Source organism: uncultured Microbacterium sp., from assembly GCF_945952435.1.
Classification (GTDB): domain Bacteria; phylum Actinomycetota; class Actinomycetes; order Actinomycetales; family Microbacteriaceae; genus Microbacterium.
The window spans coordinates 39,946-58,717 of sequence record NZ_CAMFHZ010000013.1 but is presented as its reverse complement, the minus strand read 5'-3'; the positions used below and the strand labels follow the sequence as shown (position 1 = coordinate 58,717).

Genomic DNA, 18,772 nt, shown 5'->3' with positions numbered 1-18,772 from the left:
CCGGGTGACCGTCGCCCGGGCCTCGTCCAGGAGCGGTGATGTATCCTGAAGAGTCCGGAATCCCGGGCGGAACCCCATCTGCATTGGACACCTTCATGGCGCACGCCCTCCGTTCCGATCTCCGCAACGTCGCCATCGTCGCGCACGTCGACCACGGCAAGACCACGCTGGTCGACGCCATGCTGCGCCAGACCGGCTCCTTCGGCGAGCACTCCCACGTCGAGGAGCGCGCGATGGACTCGAACGATCTCGAGCGCGAGAAGGGGATCACGATCCTCGCCAAGAACACGGCGATCACGTACAACGGCGAGCACACCGACACGCCCATCACGATCAACGTGATCGACACCCCGGGCCACGCCGACTTCGGCGGCGAGGTCGAGCGCGGTCTGTCCATGGTCGACGGCGTCGTGCTGCTCGTCGACGCGAGCGAGGGCCCGCTCCCGCAGACCCGCTTCGTACTGCGCAAGGCGCTCGAGGCCAAGCTCCCCGTCATCCTGCTCGTGAACAAGACCGATCGTCCCGACGCGCGGATCGCCGAGGTCGAGGAGGAGGCGCACGACCTGCTGCTGGGCCTCGCATCCGACCTCGTCGACGACGTGCCGGACCTCGACGTCGACGCCCTGCTCGACGTCCCGGTGGTCTACGCCTCGGGCCGCGCCGGCGCCGCCTCGCGCACGCGCCCCGAGAACGGGTCGCTCCCCGACAACGACAACCTCGAGCCGCTCTTCGAGGCGATCCTCGAGCACGTCCCGGCCCCCGCCTACGACGACGAGGCGCCGCTGCAGGCCTGGGTCACGAACCTCGACTCCTCGCCGTTCCTCGGCCGCCTCGCGCTGCTGCGCGTCTTCAACGGCACGCTCAAGAAGGGTCAGACCGTGGCCTGGGTGCGTGGCGACGGCTCGACGAGCAACGCCCGCATCACCGAGCTGCTCAAGACCCGCGCCCTCGAGCGCTACCCGGCGGAGGAGGCCGGCCCGGGCGACATCGTCGCGATCGCCGGCATCGAGAACATCACGATCGGCGAGACGATCGCGGATCCCGAGGACGTCCGTCCGCTGCCGGCCATCACGGTCGACGACCCCGCGATCTCGATGACGATCGGCACCAACACCTCCCCGCTCATGGGCAAGGTCAAGGGGCACAAGCTCACCGCGCGCATGGTCAAGGATCGCCTCGACCGCGAGCTCATCGGCAACGTCTCGCTCAAGGTCCAGGACATCGGCCGTCCGGACGCGTGGGAGGTGCAGGGCCGCGGGGAGCTCGCGCTCGCGATCCTCGTCGAGAACATGCGCCGCGAGGGCTTCGAGCTCACGGTCGGCAAGCCGCAGGTGGTCACGAAGAAGATCGACGGCAAGACCTACGAGCCCTTCGAGCACCTCACGATCGACACGCCGGAGGAGCACCTCGGCGCGATCACCCAGCTCCTCGCGAACCGCAAGGGCCGCATGGAGAACATGACCAACCACGGCACCGGCTGGGTGCGCATGGAGTTCATCGTCCCGTCCCGTGGTCTCATCGGCTTCCGCAGCGAGTTCCTCACGACCACCCGCGGCACCGGCATCGCGAACGCGATCTCGCACGGCTACGAGCCCTGGGCCGGCCAGATCACGACGCGCCAGAACGGCTCGATCGTCGCGGATCGTCAGGGCGTCGTGACCCCGTTCGCGATGATCGCCCTGCAGGAGCGCATGTCGTTCTTCGTGCAGCCGACCGAAGAGGTCTACGAGGGCATGGTCATCGGCGAGAACTCGCGCGCCGACGACATGGACGTCAACATCACCAAGGAGAAGAAGCTCACCAACATGCGCTCCTCCACGGCCGACAACTTCGAGTCGATGACCCCGCCGCGCCTGCTGACCCTCGAGGAGAGCCTCGAGTTCGCCCGTGACGACGAATGCGTCGAGGTGACGCCGGAGAAGGTCCGGATCCGCAAGGTCATCCTGGACGCGACGGTTCGCGGCCGCGAGGCCTCGCGGCAGAAGCGCCAGGACGCCGGCGCCTGATCCCCTTCCTCCGACGGCCCCGTTCTGCTTCGGCAGGCGGGGCCGTCGGCGTCGGAGCGGCGTCAGCGCAGCTCGGAGACGAGCACCGCGGACGTGCCGGGCTCCCGCGCCTCGAAGACGTGCGGAGCGTCACCCGGATAGAGCAGGTAGTCGCCGGGGAGCAGCTCCTCCGGCGCGTCGGCCGGTCCCACGAGGGCGCGTCCGGAGAGAAGCACGACGTGCTCGGTCGTGCCGGCCTGGTGGGGGAGCGATCGGCGCGGAGCCCCGGGCTCGGCGTGCAGGACGTAGAGGTCGCGACGGGCGCCCGGCGGGCAGGCGGAGATCAGCGTCGCGACGTAGGGCGCGGCCGAGGCGGGCACCCCGGTGCGGGCGTCCGCCCTGATCAGCGTCGGGGACGCGACGCGCTCCTCGACGAACGTCGCGAACGGCTGGCCCAGCGCGTCGGCGATCGCCCAGAGCGTTTCGACGCTGGGGCCGGTCGTTCCGCTCTCGAGCTGCGAGACGGTCGCCTTCGACACGCCCGCCCGCCGGGCGAGCTCGGAGACGGAGAGGCCGAGGGCCTCCCGCTCACGACGGAGGGAGCGAGAGATGCGGGTGCGGAGGTCGTCCATACGGACAGTATTCCAAACGTCCGTTCGGTTTGACAGACGAAGTCGGACCGTTCAGAATGATCGCCATGCGTTCACTTGAGCGAACGGTCGATCCCGACGACGATCAGGCCGAGGTCCGCGCCGCGCGCAAGGAGGCGCTCGGCGTCGCCGTCGCCACGAGCGCCTACGGCATCTCGTTCGGGGCCCTCGCCGTGGCCAGCGGCTTCGACGTCTGGCAGACCTGCGTGCTGAGCCTCGTGATGTTCACGGGCGGGTCGCAGTTCGCGTTCGTCGGGGTGATCGACGCCGGAGGACTCGCCGCGGCACCGGCTGCGATCGCCTCGGCCCTCTTGCTCGGTGTGCGCAACGTCGCCTACGGCATCAGGATGTCCCCGGTCATCGGGCGCGGAGCGGTGCGCAGGGCCGCGGCGGCGCCGTTCACGATCGACGAGTCGACCGCCGTCGCGCTCGCCCAGCCCTCCCCGCGCGCCCGCACCGCGGGGTTCTGGATCACCGGCATCGGCATCTATCTCGGCTGGAACCTCAGCACCCTGCTCGGCGCGCTCCTCGGCGACGTGCTGGGGGATCCGAAGGCCTACGGCCTCGACGCGGCCGCCGCAGCGGCGTTCCTCGCGCTGCTCTGGCCGCGTCTGAGGAGGCGTCAGGCGATCGCGGTCGGCGTCGCGGCGGCGGCCGTGGCCACCCTCCTCACCCCCGTCCTGATTCCGGGACTTCCCGTGCTCGTCGCCGCGCTCGTCGCGGTCGTGGTCGGGTGGTTCAACCTCTTCGGATCGCGCGAGCTCCCGAGTGCGGAGGCGGCGTGATGACGCTCTGGAACGCCGTGCTCCTCGCCGCGATCGGCTGCCTCGCGCTCAAGGGCATCGGCTACCTCGTCCCCGCGTCGGCGCTCGAGGCCCCCCGCCCCGCGCGGATCACGGACCTGCTCACGGTGGCGCTGCTGGCTGCGCTCGTCGCCGTCCAGGCGCTCGCGAACGGGCCGCACGTCGTCCTCGACGCGAGAGTGCCCGCCGTGCTCGTCGCCGCGGGGCTGCTGTGGCTGCGCCGCTCATTCCTCACCGTGGTGGTGGCCGCCGCCGTGGTGGCCGCCGCCCTGCGCCTTCTGGGGTGGGCCGCGTAGTCTTCTCGGGTGCCTAGCCGTCTCCTCCTCCGAGTCCTCTCGTGGATCGCCCTCTTCGTCGTCGGCGTCGTCTTCGGACTGGCGACCACGGTCGCGCACGCGTCCTCGCTCGGCGCCGTGCCCTGGATCGCGAAGACCCCTGTTCTCGCCGCGACGCTCGGGTCCGGCGCCGTCGGGATCGTGCTCGGCGTCCTGGCCTGCGGAGGGATGCTCCTGGCGGTGCGGCTGCTCCTGCGCGACCGTGCGGGCGCGCTGGCGACCGGGCTGGGCATGCTCGGCGGGATGGTCGTCATCTCCGGCACGGGGCCCGGGGGATCGGTCATCGTCCCGAACGACGTGCTCGGCGTGGTGTGGAGCTGGACCGTCGCGGCGATGGTGCTGCTCGTCGTCGCCTGGCCGGACTTCTCGCGCATCCGGCGTCTTCAGCAGGAACGGGCCGACGGGGCCCCATCGGCGCCCGGGATCGCCGGGGGCGTCGCCGACGGGTCGTAGACTGGAGCGGTGACGTATGTGATCGCTCTTCCCTGTGTCGATGTGAAGGATCGTGCCTGCATCGACGAGTGTCCGGTGGACTGCATCTACGAGGGTGAGCGCTCGCTCTACATCCATCCGGACGAGTGCGTGGACTGCGGTGCCTGCGAGCCGGTGTGCCCGGTCGAGGCGATCTACTACGAGGACGATCTCCCGGAGGACTGGGCGGACTACTACAAGGCCAACGTCGAGTTCTTCGACGAGGTCGGCTCCCCGGGCGGTGCCGCGAAGGTCGGCGTGATCCACCACGACCACCCCATCATCGCCGCCCTCCCCCCGCAGGGCGAGTAGATGTCCGTCCGCGACCTGGCCGACTACCCCTGGGATGCGGTCGCGCCGTACCGCGAGCGTGCGAGTGCGCATCCCGACGGGATCGTGGACCTCGCGATCGGATCCCCGGTCGACCCGACGCCGGAGCCGATCCGTCGCGCCCTGGCCGAGGCGACCGACGCGCACTCGTATCCGCAGACCGTCGGCACCCCTGCGCTGCGCGAGGCGATCGCCGACTGGTATGCGCGACGACGGGGCGTGCCGGACCTGCGGGTCGACAACGTGATGCCCACGATCGGCTCCAAGGAGCTCGTCGCACTGCTGCCGACGCTCCTCGGACTCGGGGCGGGGGACGTCGTGGTCCAGCCGCGCGTGGCGTATCCCACCTACGCGGTCGGAGCGCAGGTCGCCGGCGCGACGGTCGTCTCCGCGGACGACCCGGCCGACTGGCCCGAGGGCACCCGGCTCGTCTGGATCAACACCCCCGGCAACCCGGACGGCCGCACCTGGACGATCGACGAGCTCGCCGCAGCGGCCCGCCGTGCGCGCGAGCTCGGGGCCGTGCTCGCGAGCGACGAGTGCTATGCGGAGCTCGGCTGGGAGGGTCCGTGGGCGACCAAACCCGTGCCCAGCGTCCTCGACCCCCGCGTCACGGGAGGCTCCCGCGCCAACCTGCTCAGCGTGTACTCGCTCAGCAAGCAGTCCAACCTGGCCGGGTACCGGGCCGCCTTCGTCGCGGGCTGCGCGAAGATCGTCGGCGAGATCCTCACGGCCCGCAAGCACCTCGGGCTCATGCCCCCCGCCCCCGTGCAGCACGCGATGGAGGTCGCGCTCCGGGATGACGAGCACGTCGCGGCGCAGAAGGAGCTGTACCGCGCCCGGCGCGCGCTGCTCAAGCCCGCGCTCGTCGAGGCGGGCTTCCGCATCGACGGCTCCGAGGCGGGGCTCTACCTCTGGGCGACCCAGGGGCGGGACGCGTGGGAGTCGATGGGCGCGCTGGCGGATCTCGGGATCCTCGCGGGCCCCGGCCCGTTCTACGGGGAGCACTCCCCGCAGCATGTGCGGCTCTCGTTGACGGCGTCGCTCGAGCGCATCGAGGCAGCAGCCGCGCGCCTCCGCGCCTCGGTTTCGTAGGATTCGCGCAGGCGATCGGCCGCTGGTTTGGGCGTTGTCACAGTAGGCTCCGCCGCGGGCTAGGCTGTATGAGCGACGTGATCGCGTGCCCACCGGCCGGATCGCGCATCCCCCACACGAGACAGACGCATAGGAGGTCTGCGTGAGCGCAGCGGGCGAGCGGCCTACGAAGGCGACGCTGACAGTAGGCGAGACGACCGCGGAGTTCCCGATCCTGCAGGGCACCGACGGGCACCCCAGCATCGACTTCTCCAACCTGACCAAGCAGACCGGCCACACCGGGCTGGACTACGGATTCGTGAACACCGCGTCCACGAAGAGCGCGATCACGTTCATCGACGGCGACCAGGGCATCCTGCGTTACCGCGGATACCCGATCGAGCAGATCGCGAACGCGTGCTCGTACCTCGAGGTCGCCTGGCTGCTCATCTACGGCGAGCTTCCCACGCCCGCGGAGCTCGCGGACTTCGACGAGAAGATCCGCCGGCACACGCTGCTGCACGAGGACCTGAAGCACTTCTTCCAGGCCCTTCCCGACAACGCGCATCCGATGGCGGTGCTCTCGTCGGCGGTCGCCGCGCTCTCGACCTACTACGAGAACGAGTCGGACCCGCACAACCCCGAGCACGTCGAGCTGAACACGCTGCGTATGCTCGCGAAGCTCCCGGTGATCGCGGCCTACGCGCACAAGAAGAGCATCGGCCAGGCATTCCTGTACCCGGACAACTCGCTGAGCTTCGTGGACAACTTCCTCAAGCTCAACTTCGGTGTGCACAGCGAGCCGTACGAGATCAACCCGGTGATGTCGAAGGCGCTCGAGCTGCTGCTGATCCTCCACGAGGACCACGAGCAGAACGCGTCCACGTCGACCGTCCGTCTGGTCGGATCCACGGGAGCGAATCAGTTCGCCTCGGTCTCCGCCGGCATCCAGGCCCTCTCCGGTCCGCTGCACGGCGGCGCGAACGAGGCCGTGCTCACGATGCTCGCGCAGATCCGGGACTCGGGTCAGAGCGTGCAGCGCTTCGTCGAGCGGGTCAAGAACAAGGAAGACGGGGTGAAGCTCATGGGCTTCGGTCACCGCGTCTACAAGAACTACGATCCGCGCGCGAAGCTCGTCAAGGCCGCCGCGGACGAGGTGCTCGCCGAGCTCGGTGTGACCGATCCGCTCCTGGACCTCGCGAAGGAGCTCGAGGAGATCGCTCTCGCGGACGACTACTTCCGCGAGCGTCGGCTCTACCCCAACGTCGACTTCTACACCGGTGTGATCTATAAGGCGATGGGCTTCCCCACGCGCATGTTCACCGTGCTCTTCGCGATCGGGCGGTTGCCCGGCTGGCTCGCGCAGTGGCGTGAGCTGAACCTCGATCCGCAGACGAAGATCGGCCGCCCGCAGCAGCTCTACACGGGGTCGCCGGAGCGCGACTTCCGGCGCGGTTGAGTCGCGACCGACAGACGAAGGAGGGGGATCCATGACGGATCCCCCTCCTTCGTCTGTCGGCAGCGGCGGTCAGCGCGTGGTCGGCGTGCCCTGAGGGCGGGACGACCGACGGCGACGGCGGCGGGCAGCGGGGACGACGTCCCCGGTGGTCGCGGGCTTGCGGTGCGCGGAGGCCTGCGGCTGGGCCTGTCCGGCGCCGCCGTGGCCGGCGCGGCCCTGCCCGGCACGGCCGCCCTGGCCGGTGCGGCCGCCCTGCGTGGGCTTCTTCGCGGGCTGGCGCTGCTGCACGGGCTTCGGCGCGGGCTTGACGTAGGGAGCGGTCTCGCCGACGAGCGCCGTGACCGCGGGGGACGACGCCGTGACCGGCTCGATCGCCGCCGTGATCTGCGCCTTGCGGAGCAGATCCTTCACGTCGCGCCGCTGCTCGGGGAGCAGGACGGTGACGACCGTGCCCGCGGCGCCCGCGCGTGCGGTGCGGCCGGAGCGGTGCAGGTACGCCTTGTGCTCCGCCGGCGGGTCCACGTGCACGACGAGATCCACATCGTCCACGTGCACGCCGCGCGCGGCCACGTCGGTGGCGACGAGGACGCGCACGCCCCCGTCGGCGGGGTCGGCGGAGAAGGCCGCGAGGTTGCGCTCGCGCGCGTTCTGCCCGAGGTTGCCGTGCAGGTCGACCGCGGGGATGCCGGCGGTCGTCAGCACCTTCGCGAGCTTCTTCGCCTGGTGCTTGGTGCGGGTGAACAGGATGCGTCGGCCGGTGCCCGACGCGAGCGTCTGGACGAGCGTCTTCTTGGCCTCCGCGTCGGCGACCTCGAACACCCGGTGCGTCATCTCGCCGACGGGCACGCTCGCCTCGTCCACCTCGTGGCTGACGGGGCTGGTGAGGAAGCGGCGGGCGAGCACGTCGATGCCGTTGTCGAGGGTCGCGCTGAACAGCAGGCGCTGGCCGTCCTGCGGCGTCGCGGCGAGGATGCGCGTGACGCCGGGGAGGAAGCCCAGGTCGGCCATGTGGTCTGCCTCGTCGAGCACCGTGGTGCGCACGGCGTCGAGACGGACGACACCCTGCTTCATGAGGTCTTCGAGGCGGCCGGGGCAGGCCACGAGGATGTCGACGCCGCGACGCAGCGCCTCCTCCTGGGGGCGCTGGCTGACGCCGCCGAAGACGGTGGCGACGCGCAGACCCGCCGCAGCGGCCAGCGGCGCGATGGTCGCCGCGATCTGAGAGGCGAGCTCACGGGTCGGCGCGAGCACGAGCCCGTGGGGATGCTGCGGACGCGCCTTCGTGCCCATGAGGCGGGTGACGAGGGGGAGCGAGAACGCGAGCGTCTTGCCGCTGCCGGTCCGGCCGCGGCCGAGCAGGTCGCGCCCGGCGAGGGCGTCGGGCAGCGTGTCGCGCTGGATGGGGAACGGCTCGCTCTTGCCGCTCGCGGTGAGGACGGCGGCCAGCGGGGCCGGCACGCCGAGGTCGAGGAAGGAAGGCATAGGTGTCTCCTGGGCCGCTTCGCGGCCACGGTCAGGGGCGCCGGGATGGCGCCGGAGGTCGCCGCTCGCAGAGTCGGATCGACTGGGGGAGACGTGCTCCGCGCCCGGAGATCCTTCGGTGGCGACGAGTTGCCGGATGATCCGACAACCGATCCAGTCTACCGGATCTCCGGGGCGGGTGCGGTCACGCCGCGTCGACGAGCTGCGGCGCGGATGCGGTGACCGCGTGAGGGCGGGTGCGTACGGCCCAGACGATGATGCCGGCGGCGAGCGTGCAGGCGGCCACGAGGCCCCACGCCATCGCGAATCCGGAGGCGGATCCGTGCGGCGCGGCGCCGAACACGATCGCGCCGGTCGCGGCGGATCCGATGGCCGATCCGATCGTGCGCAGGTTGGCGTTCACGCCCGTGGCCACGCCCGTCACCTCGGCGGGGACGCCCTGCACGACGATGCTGGCGGAGGCCGCGTAGGCCAGGCCGCAGCCGATCCCGAAGCCGGCGCCGGCAAGGGCGAGCTGCCACGGCGAGGTGTGTGCGAGGGCGGCCGACGCCGCAGAGACGCCCATGAGCGCGGCACCGAAGGCGAGCATGAGGCGCAGCGAGAGGACGCGGTTGATGGCTCCCGCGGCGAAGCCGATGCCGCTCATCCCGATCAGCATCGGGACGAGCACCAGTCCGGCGTCGCGTACCGAGAGGCCGCCGCCGCCCATCGCGGCGGGGAGCTCGAGGAACTGCGGCAGGTAGCCCCAGAAGGCGAAGACGCCGGCCCCGATGAGCAGGGCGGCCGCGTTCGCCGGCCAGATGGCGGGAGACAGCGTGAGCCGCAGATCGACGAGCGGTTCGGCCGAGCGCAGTTCGGAGACGATCCAGGCGGCGAACGCGAGCGCGGCGACGCCGAAGAACGCGAGGGTGACGGGCGAGGCCCAGCCCCAGCGGGCGCCGGCGCTCAGCGGGATGAGGAGCGCCACGAGCCACGCCGACAGCAGCAGCGAGGAACGGACGTTCACGCCGCCGTGCGCCCGGACGCCGCTGTCGCGGACGAGCGCGACCGTGAGGAACGCGCCGATCAGCGCGACCAGGAACGGCAGCGCGAACGTGCCACGCCATCCGACCAGATCCGCGAGGGGGCCCGCCAGCACCGTGCCGGCGGCGCCGCCGATGCCGATCACGGCGCTCACGACGCCGATCGCCCCGGTAACGCGTTCGCGGGGAAGCGCATCGCGCAGCAGGCCGTAGGCGAGGGGGAAGAGGGCGCCTCCGATGCCCTGCAGCACACGGCCGACGATGAGGACGGCGAGGTTCGGCGCGAGCGCGGCGAACACGTCGCCGAGGGCGGTCACGCCGAGCGTGAGCAGGAAGGTGGTGCGACGGCCGCGGAGGTCTCCGATCCGCCCGAGGGTCGGGGTGGCGACGGCGGCGGCGATGAGCCAGGCTGTCATGCTCCAGCTGGCCGCATCGGCGGTGACGCCGAACTCGGCCTGGACGAGCGGGACGAGGGGGATGACGAGGTTCTGCAGAAGTGCGATGGACGAGACCGCCACGGCGATGGCGGCGAGGATCGAGGACGAGCGGGACATGAGTTCCCTTCCGATGCCTGCGGGGAGTAAAGTGAGAGGAGACCTCCGAACGGAGGACGCCTCCGGTTAGACATTAGCGGAGGCTCCCTCCGTTTCGCAAGAGTCGACTCGCGAATCCGTGAAGGGAGCTGAGATGGTCACCGAGCCGACCGCGCCGCCGACGCTGGCGGAGCGCCGTCCGCGCCGCGCCGACGCCGCCCGCAATTTCGATGCGCTACTCGCCGCGGGACGAGAGGCGTTCAACGTCGACGGCCCGAACGCCTCGCTCGAGGACATCGCGCGCAGGGCGGGCGTCGGGATCGGCACGCTGTACCGCAACTTCCCGACCAAGGACGCCCTCATCGAGACGATCTACCTCGGCGAGATCGACGCCCTGGTCGCGGCCGCACGGGACGTCGAGGGCCTCGAGCCCTGGCCGGCGCTGCGCGCCTGGCTCGACCGATTCGTCGACTACGTCGGCACCAAGCACGCCCTGCTGGCAGGGCTCAACGGCGAGTCGACCGTGTTCGCCGAGTGCCGGGCCAGCATGATGGGCGCCGGCGCCCCGCTCATCGCCCGCGCTCAGGCTGCGGGCGAGGTCAAGCCGGAGCTCGGCGTGAGCGACGTCGTCAAGCTCGTCTCGGCCGTGACCGCGGTCGCGGTCGAGGACGAGGAGCAGAGGCGCAGGCTCGTCGACCTCGCGATCGGATCGCTCCGGGTCTGAGCACCGTCCGGCCTGCGCGGTCCGCGGAGCGGCTCAGGCGTGCAGGGCCTCGTTGAGCGTCACCCCGACACCCGCGCGGCGGACGGCCTCGACCGCTCCCGTGAGGGAGTTGCGCCGGAACAGGAGGCCGTCCCGTCCGCTGAGCTCCCCGCCCTTGACGACCGGCTTGCCTCCCTCGGCGAGCGGCGCCCCATCCGCGAGCACGATTTTCGTCCCCGCGGTGACGTAGAGTCCCGCCTCGACGATGCAGTCGTCGCCGAGGGAGATCCCGATGCCGGCGTTCGCGCCGAGCAGGGTCCTGGCCCCGATCGAGACCCGATGCGTGCCGCCGCCGGAGAGCGTCCCCATGATCGAGGAGCCGCCGCCGATGTCGGAGCCGTCGCCGACGACGACGCCCTGGGAGATCCGACCCTCGACCATGGATGCGCCGAGCGTGCCGGCGTTGAAGTTGACGAATCCCTCGTGCATGACCGTCGTGCCGGGGGACAGATAGGCGCCGAGGCGCACGCGCGAGGCGTCGGCGATCCGCACGCCGGTCGGCAGGACGTAATCGGTCAGGCGCGGGAACTTGTCCACCCCCGAGATCTGGATCCCCGCGCTCTGCAGCAGCGGACGGAGCCGGACGGCGTCGGCGGGCAGCATGGGCCCCGCGCTGGTCCAGGCGACGTTCGGGAGGTGCGCGAAGATGCCGTCGAGGTTCAGCTCGTTCGGGCGCACCAGCAGGTGCGAGAGCGCGTGCAGGCGCAGGTACGCGTCCGGCGTGGACGCCGGGGCCTCGTCGAGGTCGATCCGCAGCTGCACCGCCTCCACGGTCACGCCCCGGCGATCGTCCGGACCCGCGTAGGGCGCCCAGGTGAGAGCGGACGCGGCGAGGTCCGCCGGGGTCGGCTCCTCGTGGCCGATCTCGGGGAACCACGCGTCCAGCACGGTGCCGTCGGCGGCGATGGTGGACAGGCCGGAGCCGTGGATCGTGCGCGCGTCGGTCATCCCTCCACGCTACCGGCCCCGGGCTTCCAGCTCGGCCTTCGTGACGGCGCATTAGGGTGTTGAGCATGCCGCTCGATCTGACCGCCTCGTCCCTCGACATCGCCCGCACGATCTGCGACATCCCGAGCGTCTCGGGGGAGGAGGCTCCTCTCGCGGACCTCATCGAGCAGGCTCTGCGCGGCCGGGATCATCTCGAGGTGATTCGGGAGGGGAACACGATCGTGGCCCGGACGGACCTCGGCCGCTCGCAGCGCGTGGCGATCGCGGGCCACATCGACACCGTGCCGATCAACGACAACCTCCCCACCCGCGACATCGAGGTCGACGGCGAGGCGTTCCTCTGGGGACGCGGCACCGTCGACATGAAGGCCGGCGTCGCGGTCCAGCTCAAGCTCGCGGCCGAGCTGGTGGACCCGGCGGTCGACATCACCTGGATGTGGTACGACAACGAGGAGGTCGAGGCGGCCCGCAACGGCCTCACGCTGCTCGCCGCGCGACGTCCCGACCTCTTCCAGGCGGATTTCGCGATCCTCGGGGAGCCGTCCGACGGCGAGGTCGAAGGTGGCTGCAACGGCACGCTGCGCGCCGTGGTGCGCACGAGCGGCGTCCGCGCACACGCGGCCCGCGCCTGGATCGGGGAGAACGCGATCCATGCCGCCGCTCCGATCCTCGCGCGCCTCGCCGAGTACCGGCCCCGGGAGGTCTCGGTCGAAGGGCTGGACTACCGCGAGGGGCTGAACGCCGTGCGGATCTCCGGCGGGGTCGCGGGCAACGTCATCCCCGACGCCTGCGAGGTGGAGGTGAACTACCGCTTCGCCCCGAGCAAGTCGGCGGCCGACGCCGAAGCCCATGTGCGCAACGTGTTCGCGGGGTTCGACGTCGAGATCACCGACGCGTCCGACGGTGCGCGTCCCGGCCTCGATGCGCCGATCGCGCAGCAGTTCGTCGCGGCGGTCGGCGCCGTTCCCCGCCCGAAGTACGGCTGGACGGACGTCGCGCGATTCTCGGCGATGGGCATCCCCGCCGTGAACTACGGCCCGGGCGACCCTCATCTCGCCCACCATGACGAGGAGCGCGTCGCCGTCGCCCAGATCGAGTCCACGGAGCGGGGCCTGCGATCCTGGCTGCGCGGTGCCTGAGCGGCGCGCCGTCCGGCTGAGCGTCGCGCCGCGGTGGGCGGCGCGCGCGTGTGCGCGGACGCCGGCCTGGCTCGGGATCCTCGCGATCTACGTCACGGCGCGGCTGATCACGACCGCGATGCTCATCGGTGCGACCGGGCTCTCGGGAGCGCCGGGGTCGCGGTTCGGGCCCCATGCGACGATCGCGTCGTTCGTCAGCGGATGGGACGCGCAGTGGTACTGGTACATCGCGGTCTACGGGTACCCCTCGGTGCTGCCCCTAAGCGCGGACGGCCACGTCACGCAGAACTCCTGGGCGTTCCTCCCGGTCTACCCCTGGATCGCGCAGGCGGTTAGTCTGCCCTTCGGCGGTCTATGGCCCATCGGCGCCGTCATCGTCTCGCTCGTCGCGGGCTATCTCTGTTGTCTCGTGCTGTTCCGGATGATGCGGGGGCGGATCGGGCGGCTGGCCGCGATCTGGACCGTCGTGTTCTTCGCCGCAGGACCGCTGGGCGCGCTGTTCCAGGTCGGCTACGCCGAAGTGCTGAACATGCTCTTCCTCCTGCTCGCCCTCGATGCCCTCTCGCGACGCCGCTACGTGCGGCTCTATCCGCTCATCCTGCTCATGGCGTTCACCCGGCCGGGCGAGCTCGCCTTCGCCCTGATGCTCGGTCTCATGCTGGTGGTGCGGTGGATCCATCGCCGACAGGATCCGCTGCGCGGGCGGGAGATCGCGCACTATCTCTGCCTGGGAGCGCTCGGCGCCGTCGCGGGGTTCGCCTGGCAGGTGATCGCGGGCATCGTGACAGGGGTGCCGAACGCGTACATGGAGACCGAGCTGAGCTGGCGCGGGTTCTGGATGCCCGGCGGGGGGCACGCCGCCTTCATGCCGTTCGAGGGATGGCTCACCGCCATGCCGTACTGGGCCTCTCTTCTGGGCCTGCCCGGGTGGACGGGGCTCGTCGTGCTCGCGATGCTCGTCGCGGCGTCCGCGTGGGCGCTCATCGCCGGCCCGGGTGTGCGTCGTCTCGGCCCGGAGATCCGGCTGTTCAGCGCGTCCTACGTCCTGTACCTGCTCGCGGTGTTCTTCCCGCAGTCCTCCACGATGCGGCTGCTGTTCCCGCTCGCGCCGCTGTGGGGAGCGGTCGGCTGGCGCCGGTCGTGGTGGTTCCGGGGCATCGTGCTGGCCCTGTGCCTCGCCCTGCAGTGGGTGTGGATCTCGAACGTCTACGGCATGGCGAACACGTTCTGGCGCGTGCCCTGAGCGGCGGTGGCGGTAAGCGGTGTCCCAGCACCACTAATATGGAAACCGTAGACCACCGAGGAAAGGGAGCACCGCGATGGCAGCGATGAAGCCGAGGACCGGCGACGGACCCATGGAGGCCGTGAAGGAGGGCCGGCTGATCATCGTGCGCGTTCCGCTCGAGGGCGGGGGACGTCTGGTCGTCTCCGTGAACGACGCCGAGGCCAAGGAACTCCACGACGTGCTGAGCGCCGTCGTGGCCGCGGCCTGACCGCACGACGACGCAGATCAGAACTTCGAAGGGCCCGCTCCGGCGGGCCCTTCGTCATGTCGGGCGCACGGAGGTGCGCGCCGTCGACGAGGATCGTCGGAGCGGTCAGCCCGCAAGGCTGGTGAGCTGCAGCAGGCCTTCGCCGGCCGGGGAGATCGCCGCGAGCACGGCGGGGGACTGCTGGGTCTCCTGGATGAGGGAGCGGTAGGCCACCGTCACGTCGTCCCGTTGCACGGGGTCGGCGACACGACCCGCGCCGAGCACACGCGGCACGAGGACGGTGCCTCCCGCGCGCACGAGACGGAGGCCGTGCTCGACGTACTCGATCACGTTCTCCGGATCGGCGTCGACCAGCACGATGTCGTAGGCCGCCTCGTTCATGCGGGGGAGCACGTCGGCGGCGCGGCCCGCGATGAACCGCGCACGCGTCGGCGCGATCCTCGCGTCCTGGAACGCCGATCGGGCGGCGGCCAGGTGCTCCGGCTCGTTGTCGATCGAGGTCAGCACGGCCTTCGGCGCGCCGCGGAGCAGCCACAGCCCGGAGACGCCCGCGCCCGTGCCGATCTCGACGATCGAACGGGCGGCGGTGGCGGCGGCGATCACGGCGCACTGAGCCCCGACGGCGGCGCTGATCGGCTGCGCGCCGAGCTCGACGGCGTGAGCGCGCGCCCGGACGATCTCGTCCGGTTCGATGATGGCTTCGCGCACGTATCGTGCGTTCGCGTCCTGCTCGCTCACTTCGACTCCCTGGCGGTCGCTGAGTGCACCGCGTACCGCACCAGCGTAGGCGCATCGGGTGCTCGGGACGGGCAGGCGCGGCGGTACCCTTAGGACATGTTCTTCGGCATCACCTTCGAGAAGCTCGTCGTGATCGGCGTGATCGCGGCCTTTCTCGTCGGTCCCGAGCGCCTGCCGCGCTACGCGGAGGCCTTCGCCCGGTTCGTCAAGCAGGCCGGCGACTACCTCCGCGGTGCCAGGGATCGGATGCGTGAGGAGGTCGGTCCGGAGATCGACGAGCTCGACTGGCGCAAGCTCGACCCCCGCCAGTACGACCCCCGGCGCATCATCCGCGACGCCCTCATGGACGACAGCCCGTCGAAGCCGGCCGCCGTGATCGCCGAGCCGTCGCCGTCCGTGACCGACGACGCAGCACCCGCCGCCCCCGCGGCGACCGCGCCCGTGGGCACCGGATCCGCGGCGGCCCTGCTCGCGAGTGCGACGGCGATGAACGCCGCGGCGCAGGCGGGAGCGGAGAAGGCCGTCTCGCTGCCGCCGTCGTTCTCCGCCGAGGAGCCCCCGCCGTACGACAGCGAGGCCACCTGACTCAGCGCGGCGTGACGGTCAGCCGCCGTCCGGCGAGGCCGCGTCCCGTCGCGTCGATCCGTTCCGCGAGCGCGAGGATGGTCTGCGCGGCGGGATCGGTCGGATCCGCGAGCACGACAGGGATCCCCGCGTCCCCGCCGGTGCGCAGGGCGGGGCTCAGCGGGACGGAGACGAGCAGCGGCACCGGATCGGAGCCCTGGGACAGCGCGTCCGCGACGGCCTGCCCGCCGCCCGCGCCGAACAGCTCGAGCAGCGTGCCGTCGGGGAGGGCCATCGCCGCCATGTTCTCGACGACCCCGATCACGCGCTGACCGGTCTGCCGCGCGACGAGTGCGCTGCGGATCGCGACCTCCGATGCCGCCTCCTGCGGGGTGGTCACGACGAGCACCTCGGCGTGGGGGAGGAGATGACCGAGGGTGATCGCGATGTCGCCCGTCCCCGGAGGCATGTCGATGAGCAGCACGTCGAGGTCGCCGAAGAACACGTCGGTGAGGAACTGCTGCACCGTGCGGTGCAGCATCGGCCCGCGCCAGGCCACGACCGACTCCCCGTCGCGCAGGAACATGCCGATCGAGATCGTCTTCACGTCGTGCGCCACGGGGGGCAGCATGAGGTCGTCGATCCGGGTGGGCTGCGTCCCCGGGGGGATGCCGAGCAGACCGGGGATCGAGAAGCCGTGCACGTCGGCGTCCACGAGGCCGACCCGGCGTCCCCTGGCGGCGAGGGCCACCGCGAGGTTCGCGGTGAGCGTGGACTTGCCGACCCCGCCCTTGCCGCTCGTGACGGCGATCACGCGGGTGAGCGCGTCAGGGCCGAACGGCATCTGCCGCGGCGCGCGCCCGTCGCGCAGACGCTCGGTGAGCGCGCGCCGCTCCGCCGGAGTCATGACGCCGACCGCGACCTCCACCCCCTCGATGCCGGGCACGGCGGCCGCCGCCGCGCGGACGTCCGACTCGATCCGTGTCGCGGCGGGGCAGCCGACGATCGTGAGCACGATGCCGACGTGCGCGGTCCCGTCCTCGACGGTGATGTCCCGCAGCATGTCGAGGTCGGCGAGCGGACGGCGCAGCTCCGGATCCGAGACCGCGCCGACCGCGCGTCGCACGGCGGCGGCGAGCGGATCCGTCACGGCGTCGGCTCCGCCGGATCCTCCTCGCGGAGCTCGGCGAGCAGTGCTCTCAGCTCCGCGCGCAGCACGTCGCGCGTGACGCCCTGGGCGTGCGGTCCCGCGGCGGTGCCGTGCTCCTCGATCGCCATGCGCAGCGCCACGATCTCCCTGGCCAGGTACTCCGTGTCGGCGAGGTTGCGTTCGGCGCGTTGACGGTCCTGTTCGATCTGCACCCGGTCGCGGTCGTCCTGACGGTTCTGCGCGAGCAGGATGAGGGGCGCGGCGTACGAGGCCTGCAGCGACAGGATGAGGGTGAGCAGCGTGAAGTTCGTCGCGGCCGGATCGAACTGCCAGTCCTTCGGCATCGCGATGTTCCACCAGAGCCACACCGCGACGAAGACCGTCATGCCGATGAGGAAGCCCGAGGTGCCCATCGCCCGTGCGAACGCCTCGGAGAACCGGCCGAAGCGGTCGCTCGACTGCGCAGGGCCGGTCCGCCCGAGCATGCCGCCGCGCCCGCGCGGGGCGTCCAGGCTGCGGCTGCGCTGCTTCGCCATCATCCCGTCGCGCCCTTCGCCGGGACGGTCTGCTCGTCGGTGTCGTGCGAGCGCCAGTCGTCGGGCAGGAGGTAGTCGAGCACGTCGTCGACGCTGATCGCGCCCACGAGCCGGTGCGCGGGGTCCACCACGGGGAGCGAGACGAGGTCGTAGCTCGCGAGCATGCGTGCGACCTCCGCGGCCGAGGCGGTCACGGGCACCGGTTCGAGCGTGTCGTCCACGATCGCGCCGAGGCGTTCGTGCGGGGGATAGCGCAGCATCCGCTGGAAGTGCACCATGCCCAGCAGGCGCCCCGTGGGCGTCTCGAACGGGGGCAGGGTCACGAACACGGCCGCGGCGAGGGCCGGGTGCAGCTCGTGCCGCCGGATGAGCGCGAGCGCCTCCGCGACCGTCGCATCGGCGGACAGGATGATCGGCTCGGGGGTCATCAGACCGCCCGCGGTGTCCGGGTTGTACCGGAGCAGCATGCGGACGTCCTCCGCCTCCTCCGGCTCCATGAGCTCGAGGAGGTGCTCCAGTCGTCCCTGCGGCAGCTGCGCGAGCAGGTCCGCGGCGTCGTCGGGCTCCATCTGGTCGAGGATGTCGGCGGCGCGCTCGTCGCCGAGCCGATCCAGGATGTCCATCTGATCGTCCTCGGGCATCTCCTCGAGGGCGTCGGCGAGGCGCTCGTCCGGCAGCTCCTCCGCGACCTCGATGCGCCGCTGCTGCGGCAGATCGAGGAGGGAGTTCGCGAGGTCGGCGGGATGCATCTCCGAGTACGTGGCGACGAGCTGCTCGGCGGACTGCGCCTCGCCGGGCAGACGGTACTCGCGCACCTCGTTCCACGCCGCGAACGTCGTCGCTCCCTTCGCGAAGGGCGAGGCGCTCGTCTTCGGCTTGCGGAGGAACAGCTGGCCGACGGACCACTCGCCGAGCCGGTTCGGCTCGATCGCGACGTCCTCGATCGTGGCGGTCCCCGAGGCGTCCGCGAAATCGACCCGACGGCCGATGAGCTCGGCCATGATCCGCACCTCCCCGCTGCGGGGCTTGAAGCGGCGGACGTTGAGCAGGCCCGACGTGATGACCTGGCCGGTGCTGATCGAACCGACCCGGCCGATCGAGAGGAATACCTGTCGACGGCCTGGGATCTCGCACACGAGGCCGATGACGCGCGGGGACGCGGTACTTCGGAACACGACGACGACATCTCGGACTTTGCCGATCCGGTCGCCGGCGGGGTCGAACACGGCGCACCCGGCCAGGCGCGCGACGAAAACCCGCTGTGTGCTCATGTTTCCAGCGTAGTGTCCCGCGCACC

Annotated in this window: 20 protein-coding genes; 12 read left to right on the top strand and 8 right to left on the bottom strand. The window is 71.4% G+C overall.

The window, feature by feature from the left end; all coding sequences use genetic code 11:
• Positions 1-95: 95 nt before the first annotated feature.
• On the top strand, positions 96-2,006 hold the full coding sequence (typA, locus tag Q0P88_RS08670) for a translational GTPase TypA (protein WP_295013135.1): 1,911 nt from the start codon (positions 96-98) through the stop codon (positions 2,004-2,006).
• 62 nt (positions 2,007-2,068) lie between these two features.
• Here the strand turns inward: typA and Q0P88_RS08665 are convergent, their stop codons facing one another.
• Complete coding sequence (locus Q0P88_RS08665; RefSeq protein ID WP_295013133.1) at positions 2,069-2,617, bottom strand: helix-turn-helix domain-containing protein; 549 nt, start codon at positions 2,615-2,617, stop codon at positions 2,069-2,071.
• A 65-nt stretch (positions 2,618-2,682) separates the two neighbouring features.
• On the opposite strand from Q0P88_RS08665, the gene Q0P88_RS08660 reads away from it, so the two are divergent.
• The 6 genes from Q0P88_RS08660 (at position 2,683) to Q0P88_RS08635 (ending at position 7,107) form a co-directional block, all read left to right on the top strand.
• Positions 2,683-3,420: an AzlC family ABC transporter permease gene (locus tag Q0P88_RS08660; RefSeq protein ID WP_295013131.1), complete on the top strand. Its 738-nt coding sequence runs from the start codon at positions 2,683-2,685 to the stop codon at positions 3,418-3,420.
• The gene (locus Q0P88_RS08655) at positions 3,420-3,734 is read left to right on the top strand and encodes an AzlD domain-containing protein (RefSeq protein WP_295013129.1); all 315 of its coding nucleotides are present in this window, start codon (positions 3,420-3,422) and stop codon (positions 3,732-3,734) included. The genes Q0P88_RS08660 and Q0P88_RS08655 overlap by 1 nt, the downstream gene beginning before the upstream one ends.
• Positions 3,735-3,743: 9 nt before the next feature.
• The gene (locus tag Q0P88_RS08650) at positions 3,744-4,226 is read left to right on the top strand and encodes a histidinol dehydrogenase (protein WP_295013127.1); all 483 of its coding nucleotides are present in this window, start codon (positions 3,744-3,746) and stop codon (positions 4,224-4,226) included.
• A 9-nt stretch (positions 4,227-4,235) separates the two neighbouring features.
• Positions 4,236-4,556: a ferredoxin gene (gene fdxA / locus Q0P88_RS08645; RefSeq protein ID WP_295013125.1), complete on the top strand. Its 321-nt coding sequence runs from the start codon at positions 4,236-4,238 to the stop codon at positions 4,554-4,556.
• Positions 4,557-5,669, top strand: a complete 1,113-nt coding sequence (dapC, locus tag Q0P88_RS08640; protein WP_295013123.1) for a succinyldiaminopimelate transaminase — start codon at positions 4,557-4,559, stop codon at positions 5,667-5,669.
• Between the two features lie 142 nt (positions 5,670-5,811).
• Positions 5,812-7,107 (top strand): citrate synthase, encoded by a 1,296-nt coding sequence (locus Q0P88_RS08635; RefSeq protein ID WP_295013121.1) that lies wholly within the window; start codon positions 5,812-5,814, stop codon positions 7,105-7,107.
• Between the two features lie 69 nt (positions 7,108-7,176).
• Here the strand turns inward: Q0P88_RS08635 and Q0P88_RS08630 are convergent, their stop codons facing one another.
• Positions 7,177-8,589 (bottom strand): DEAD/DEAH box helicase, encoded by a 1,413-nt coding sequence (locus Q0P88_RS08630; RefSeq protein ID WP_295013119.1) that lies wholly within the window; start codon positions 8,587-8,589, stop codon positions 7,177-7,179.
• A 184-nt stretch (positions 8,590-8,773) separates the two neighbouring features.
• Positions 8,774-10,165 (bottom strand): MFS transporter, encoded by a 1,392-nt coding sequence (locus Q0P88_RS08625; RefSeq protein ID WP_295013117.1) that lies wholly within the window; start codon positions 10,163-10,165, stop codon positions 8,774-8,776.
• 133 nt (positions 10,166-10,298) lie between these two features.
• Here Q0P88_RS08625 and Q0P88_RS08620 point away from each other — a divergent pair, with 133 nt between their 5' ends.
• On the top strand, positions 10,299-10,868 hold the full coding sequence (locus Q0P88_RS08620) for a TetR/AcrR family transcriptional regulator (protein WP_295013115.1): 570 nt from the start codon (positions 10,299-10,301) through the stop codon (positions 10,866-10,868).
• Positions 10,869-10,901: 33 nt separating this feature from the next.
• Here the strand turns inward: Q0P88_RS08620 and dapD are convergent, their stop codons facing one another.
• Positions 10,902-11,855 carry a 2,3,4,5-tetrahydropyridine-2,6-dicarboxylate N-succinyltransferase gene (gene dapD / locus Q0P88_RS08615; RefSeq protein WP_295013113.1) on the bottom strand — a complete coding sequence of 318 codons (954 nt, stop codon included), beginning with the start codon at positions 11,853-11,855 and terminating at the stop codon, positions 10,902-10,904.
• 65 nt (positions 11,856-11,920) lie between these two features.
• Between dapD and dapE the strand changes: the two genes are divergently transcribed.
• The 3 genes from dapE (at position 11,921) to Q0P88_RS08600 (ending at position 14,487) form a co-directional block, all read left to right on the top strand.
• Positions 11,921-12,994, top strand: a complete 1,074-nt coding sequence (dapE, locus tag Q0P88_RS08610; RefSeq protein WP_295013111.1) for a succinyl-diaminopimelate desuccinylase — start codon at positions 11,921-11,923, stop codon at positions 12,992-12,994.
• The gene (locus Q0P88_RS08605) at positions 12,987-14,237 is read left to right on the top strand and encodes a hypothetical protein (RefSeq protein WP_295013109.1); all 1,251 of its coding nucleotides are present in this window, start codon (positions 12,987-12,989) and stop codon (positions 14,235-14,237) included. Before dapE ends, Q0P88_RS08605 begins: the two co-directional genes overlap by 8 nt.
• 76 nt (positions 14,238-14,313) lie before the next feature.
• Positions 14,314-14,487: a DUF3117 domain-containing protein gene (locus Q0P88_RS08600; protein WP_295013107.1), complete on the top strand. Its 174-nt coding sequence runs from the start codon at positions 14,314-14,316 to the stop codon at positions 14,485-14,487.
• Positions 14,488-14,592: 105 nt separating this feature from the next.
• Here the strand turns inward: Q0P88_RS08600 and Q0P88_RS08595 are convergent, their stop codons facing one another.
• Positions 14,593-15,225, bottom strand: coding sequence for an O-methyltransferase (locus Q0P88_RS08595; RefSeq protein WP_295013105.1), 633 nt, complete (start codon positions 15,223-15,225; stop codon positions 14,593-14,595).
• A gap of 96 nt (positions 15,226-15,321) precedes the next feature.
• Between Q0P88_RS08595 and Q0P88_RS08590 the strand changes: the two genes are divergently transcribed.
• The gene (locus Q0P88_RS08590; RefSeq protein ID WP_295013104.1) at positions 15,322-15,810 is read left to right on the top strand and encodes a Sec-independent protein translocase TatB; all 489 of its coding nucleotides are present in this window, start codon (positions 15,322-15,324) and stop codon (positions 15,808-15,810) included.
• 1 nt (position 15,811) lies between these two features.
• On the opposite strand, the gene Q0P88_RS08585 is transcribed toward Q0P88_RS08590, so the two are convergent.
• Genes Q0P88_RS08585 through Q0P88_RS08575 form a run of 3 tightly spaced genes read right to left on the bottom strand, consistent with a single transcriptional unit; the run spans position 15,812 to position 18,746 of the window.
• Positions 15,812-16,939, bottom strand: coding sequence for an Mrp/NBP35 family ATP-binding protein (locus Q0P88_RS08585; RefSeq protein WP_295013102.1), 1,128 nt, complete (start codon positions 16,937-16,939; stop codon positions 15,812-15,814).
• The gene (locus Q0P88_RS08580; protein ID WP_295013100.1) at positions 16,936-17,478 is read right to left on the bottom strand and encodes a DUF1003 domain-containing protein; all 543 of its coding nucleotides are present in this window, start codon (positions 17,476-17,478) and stop codon (positions 16,936-16,938) included. Before Q0P88_RS08580 ends, Q0P88_RS08585 begins: the two co-directional genes overlap by 4 nt.
• Entirely contained in the window at positions 17,475-18,746 is a 1,272-nt protein-coding gene (locus Q0P88_RS08575) for a magnesium transporter MgtE N-terminal domain-containing protein (protein WP_295013098.1), read from the bottom strand. The genes Q0P88_RS08580 and Q0P88_RS08575 overlap by 4 nt, the downstream gene beginning before the upstream one ends.
• Positions 18,747-18,772 lie beyond the last annotated feature (26 nt).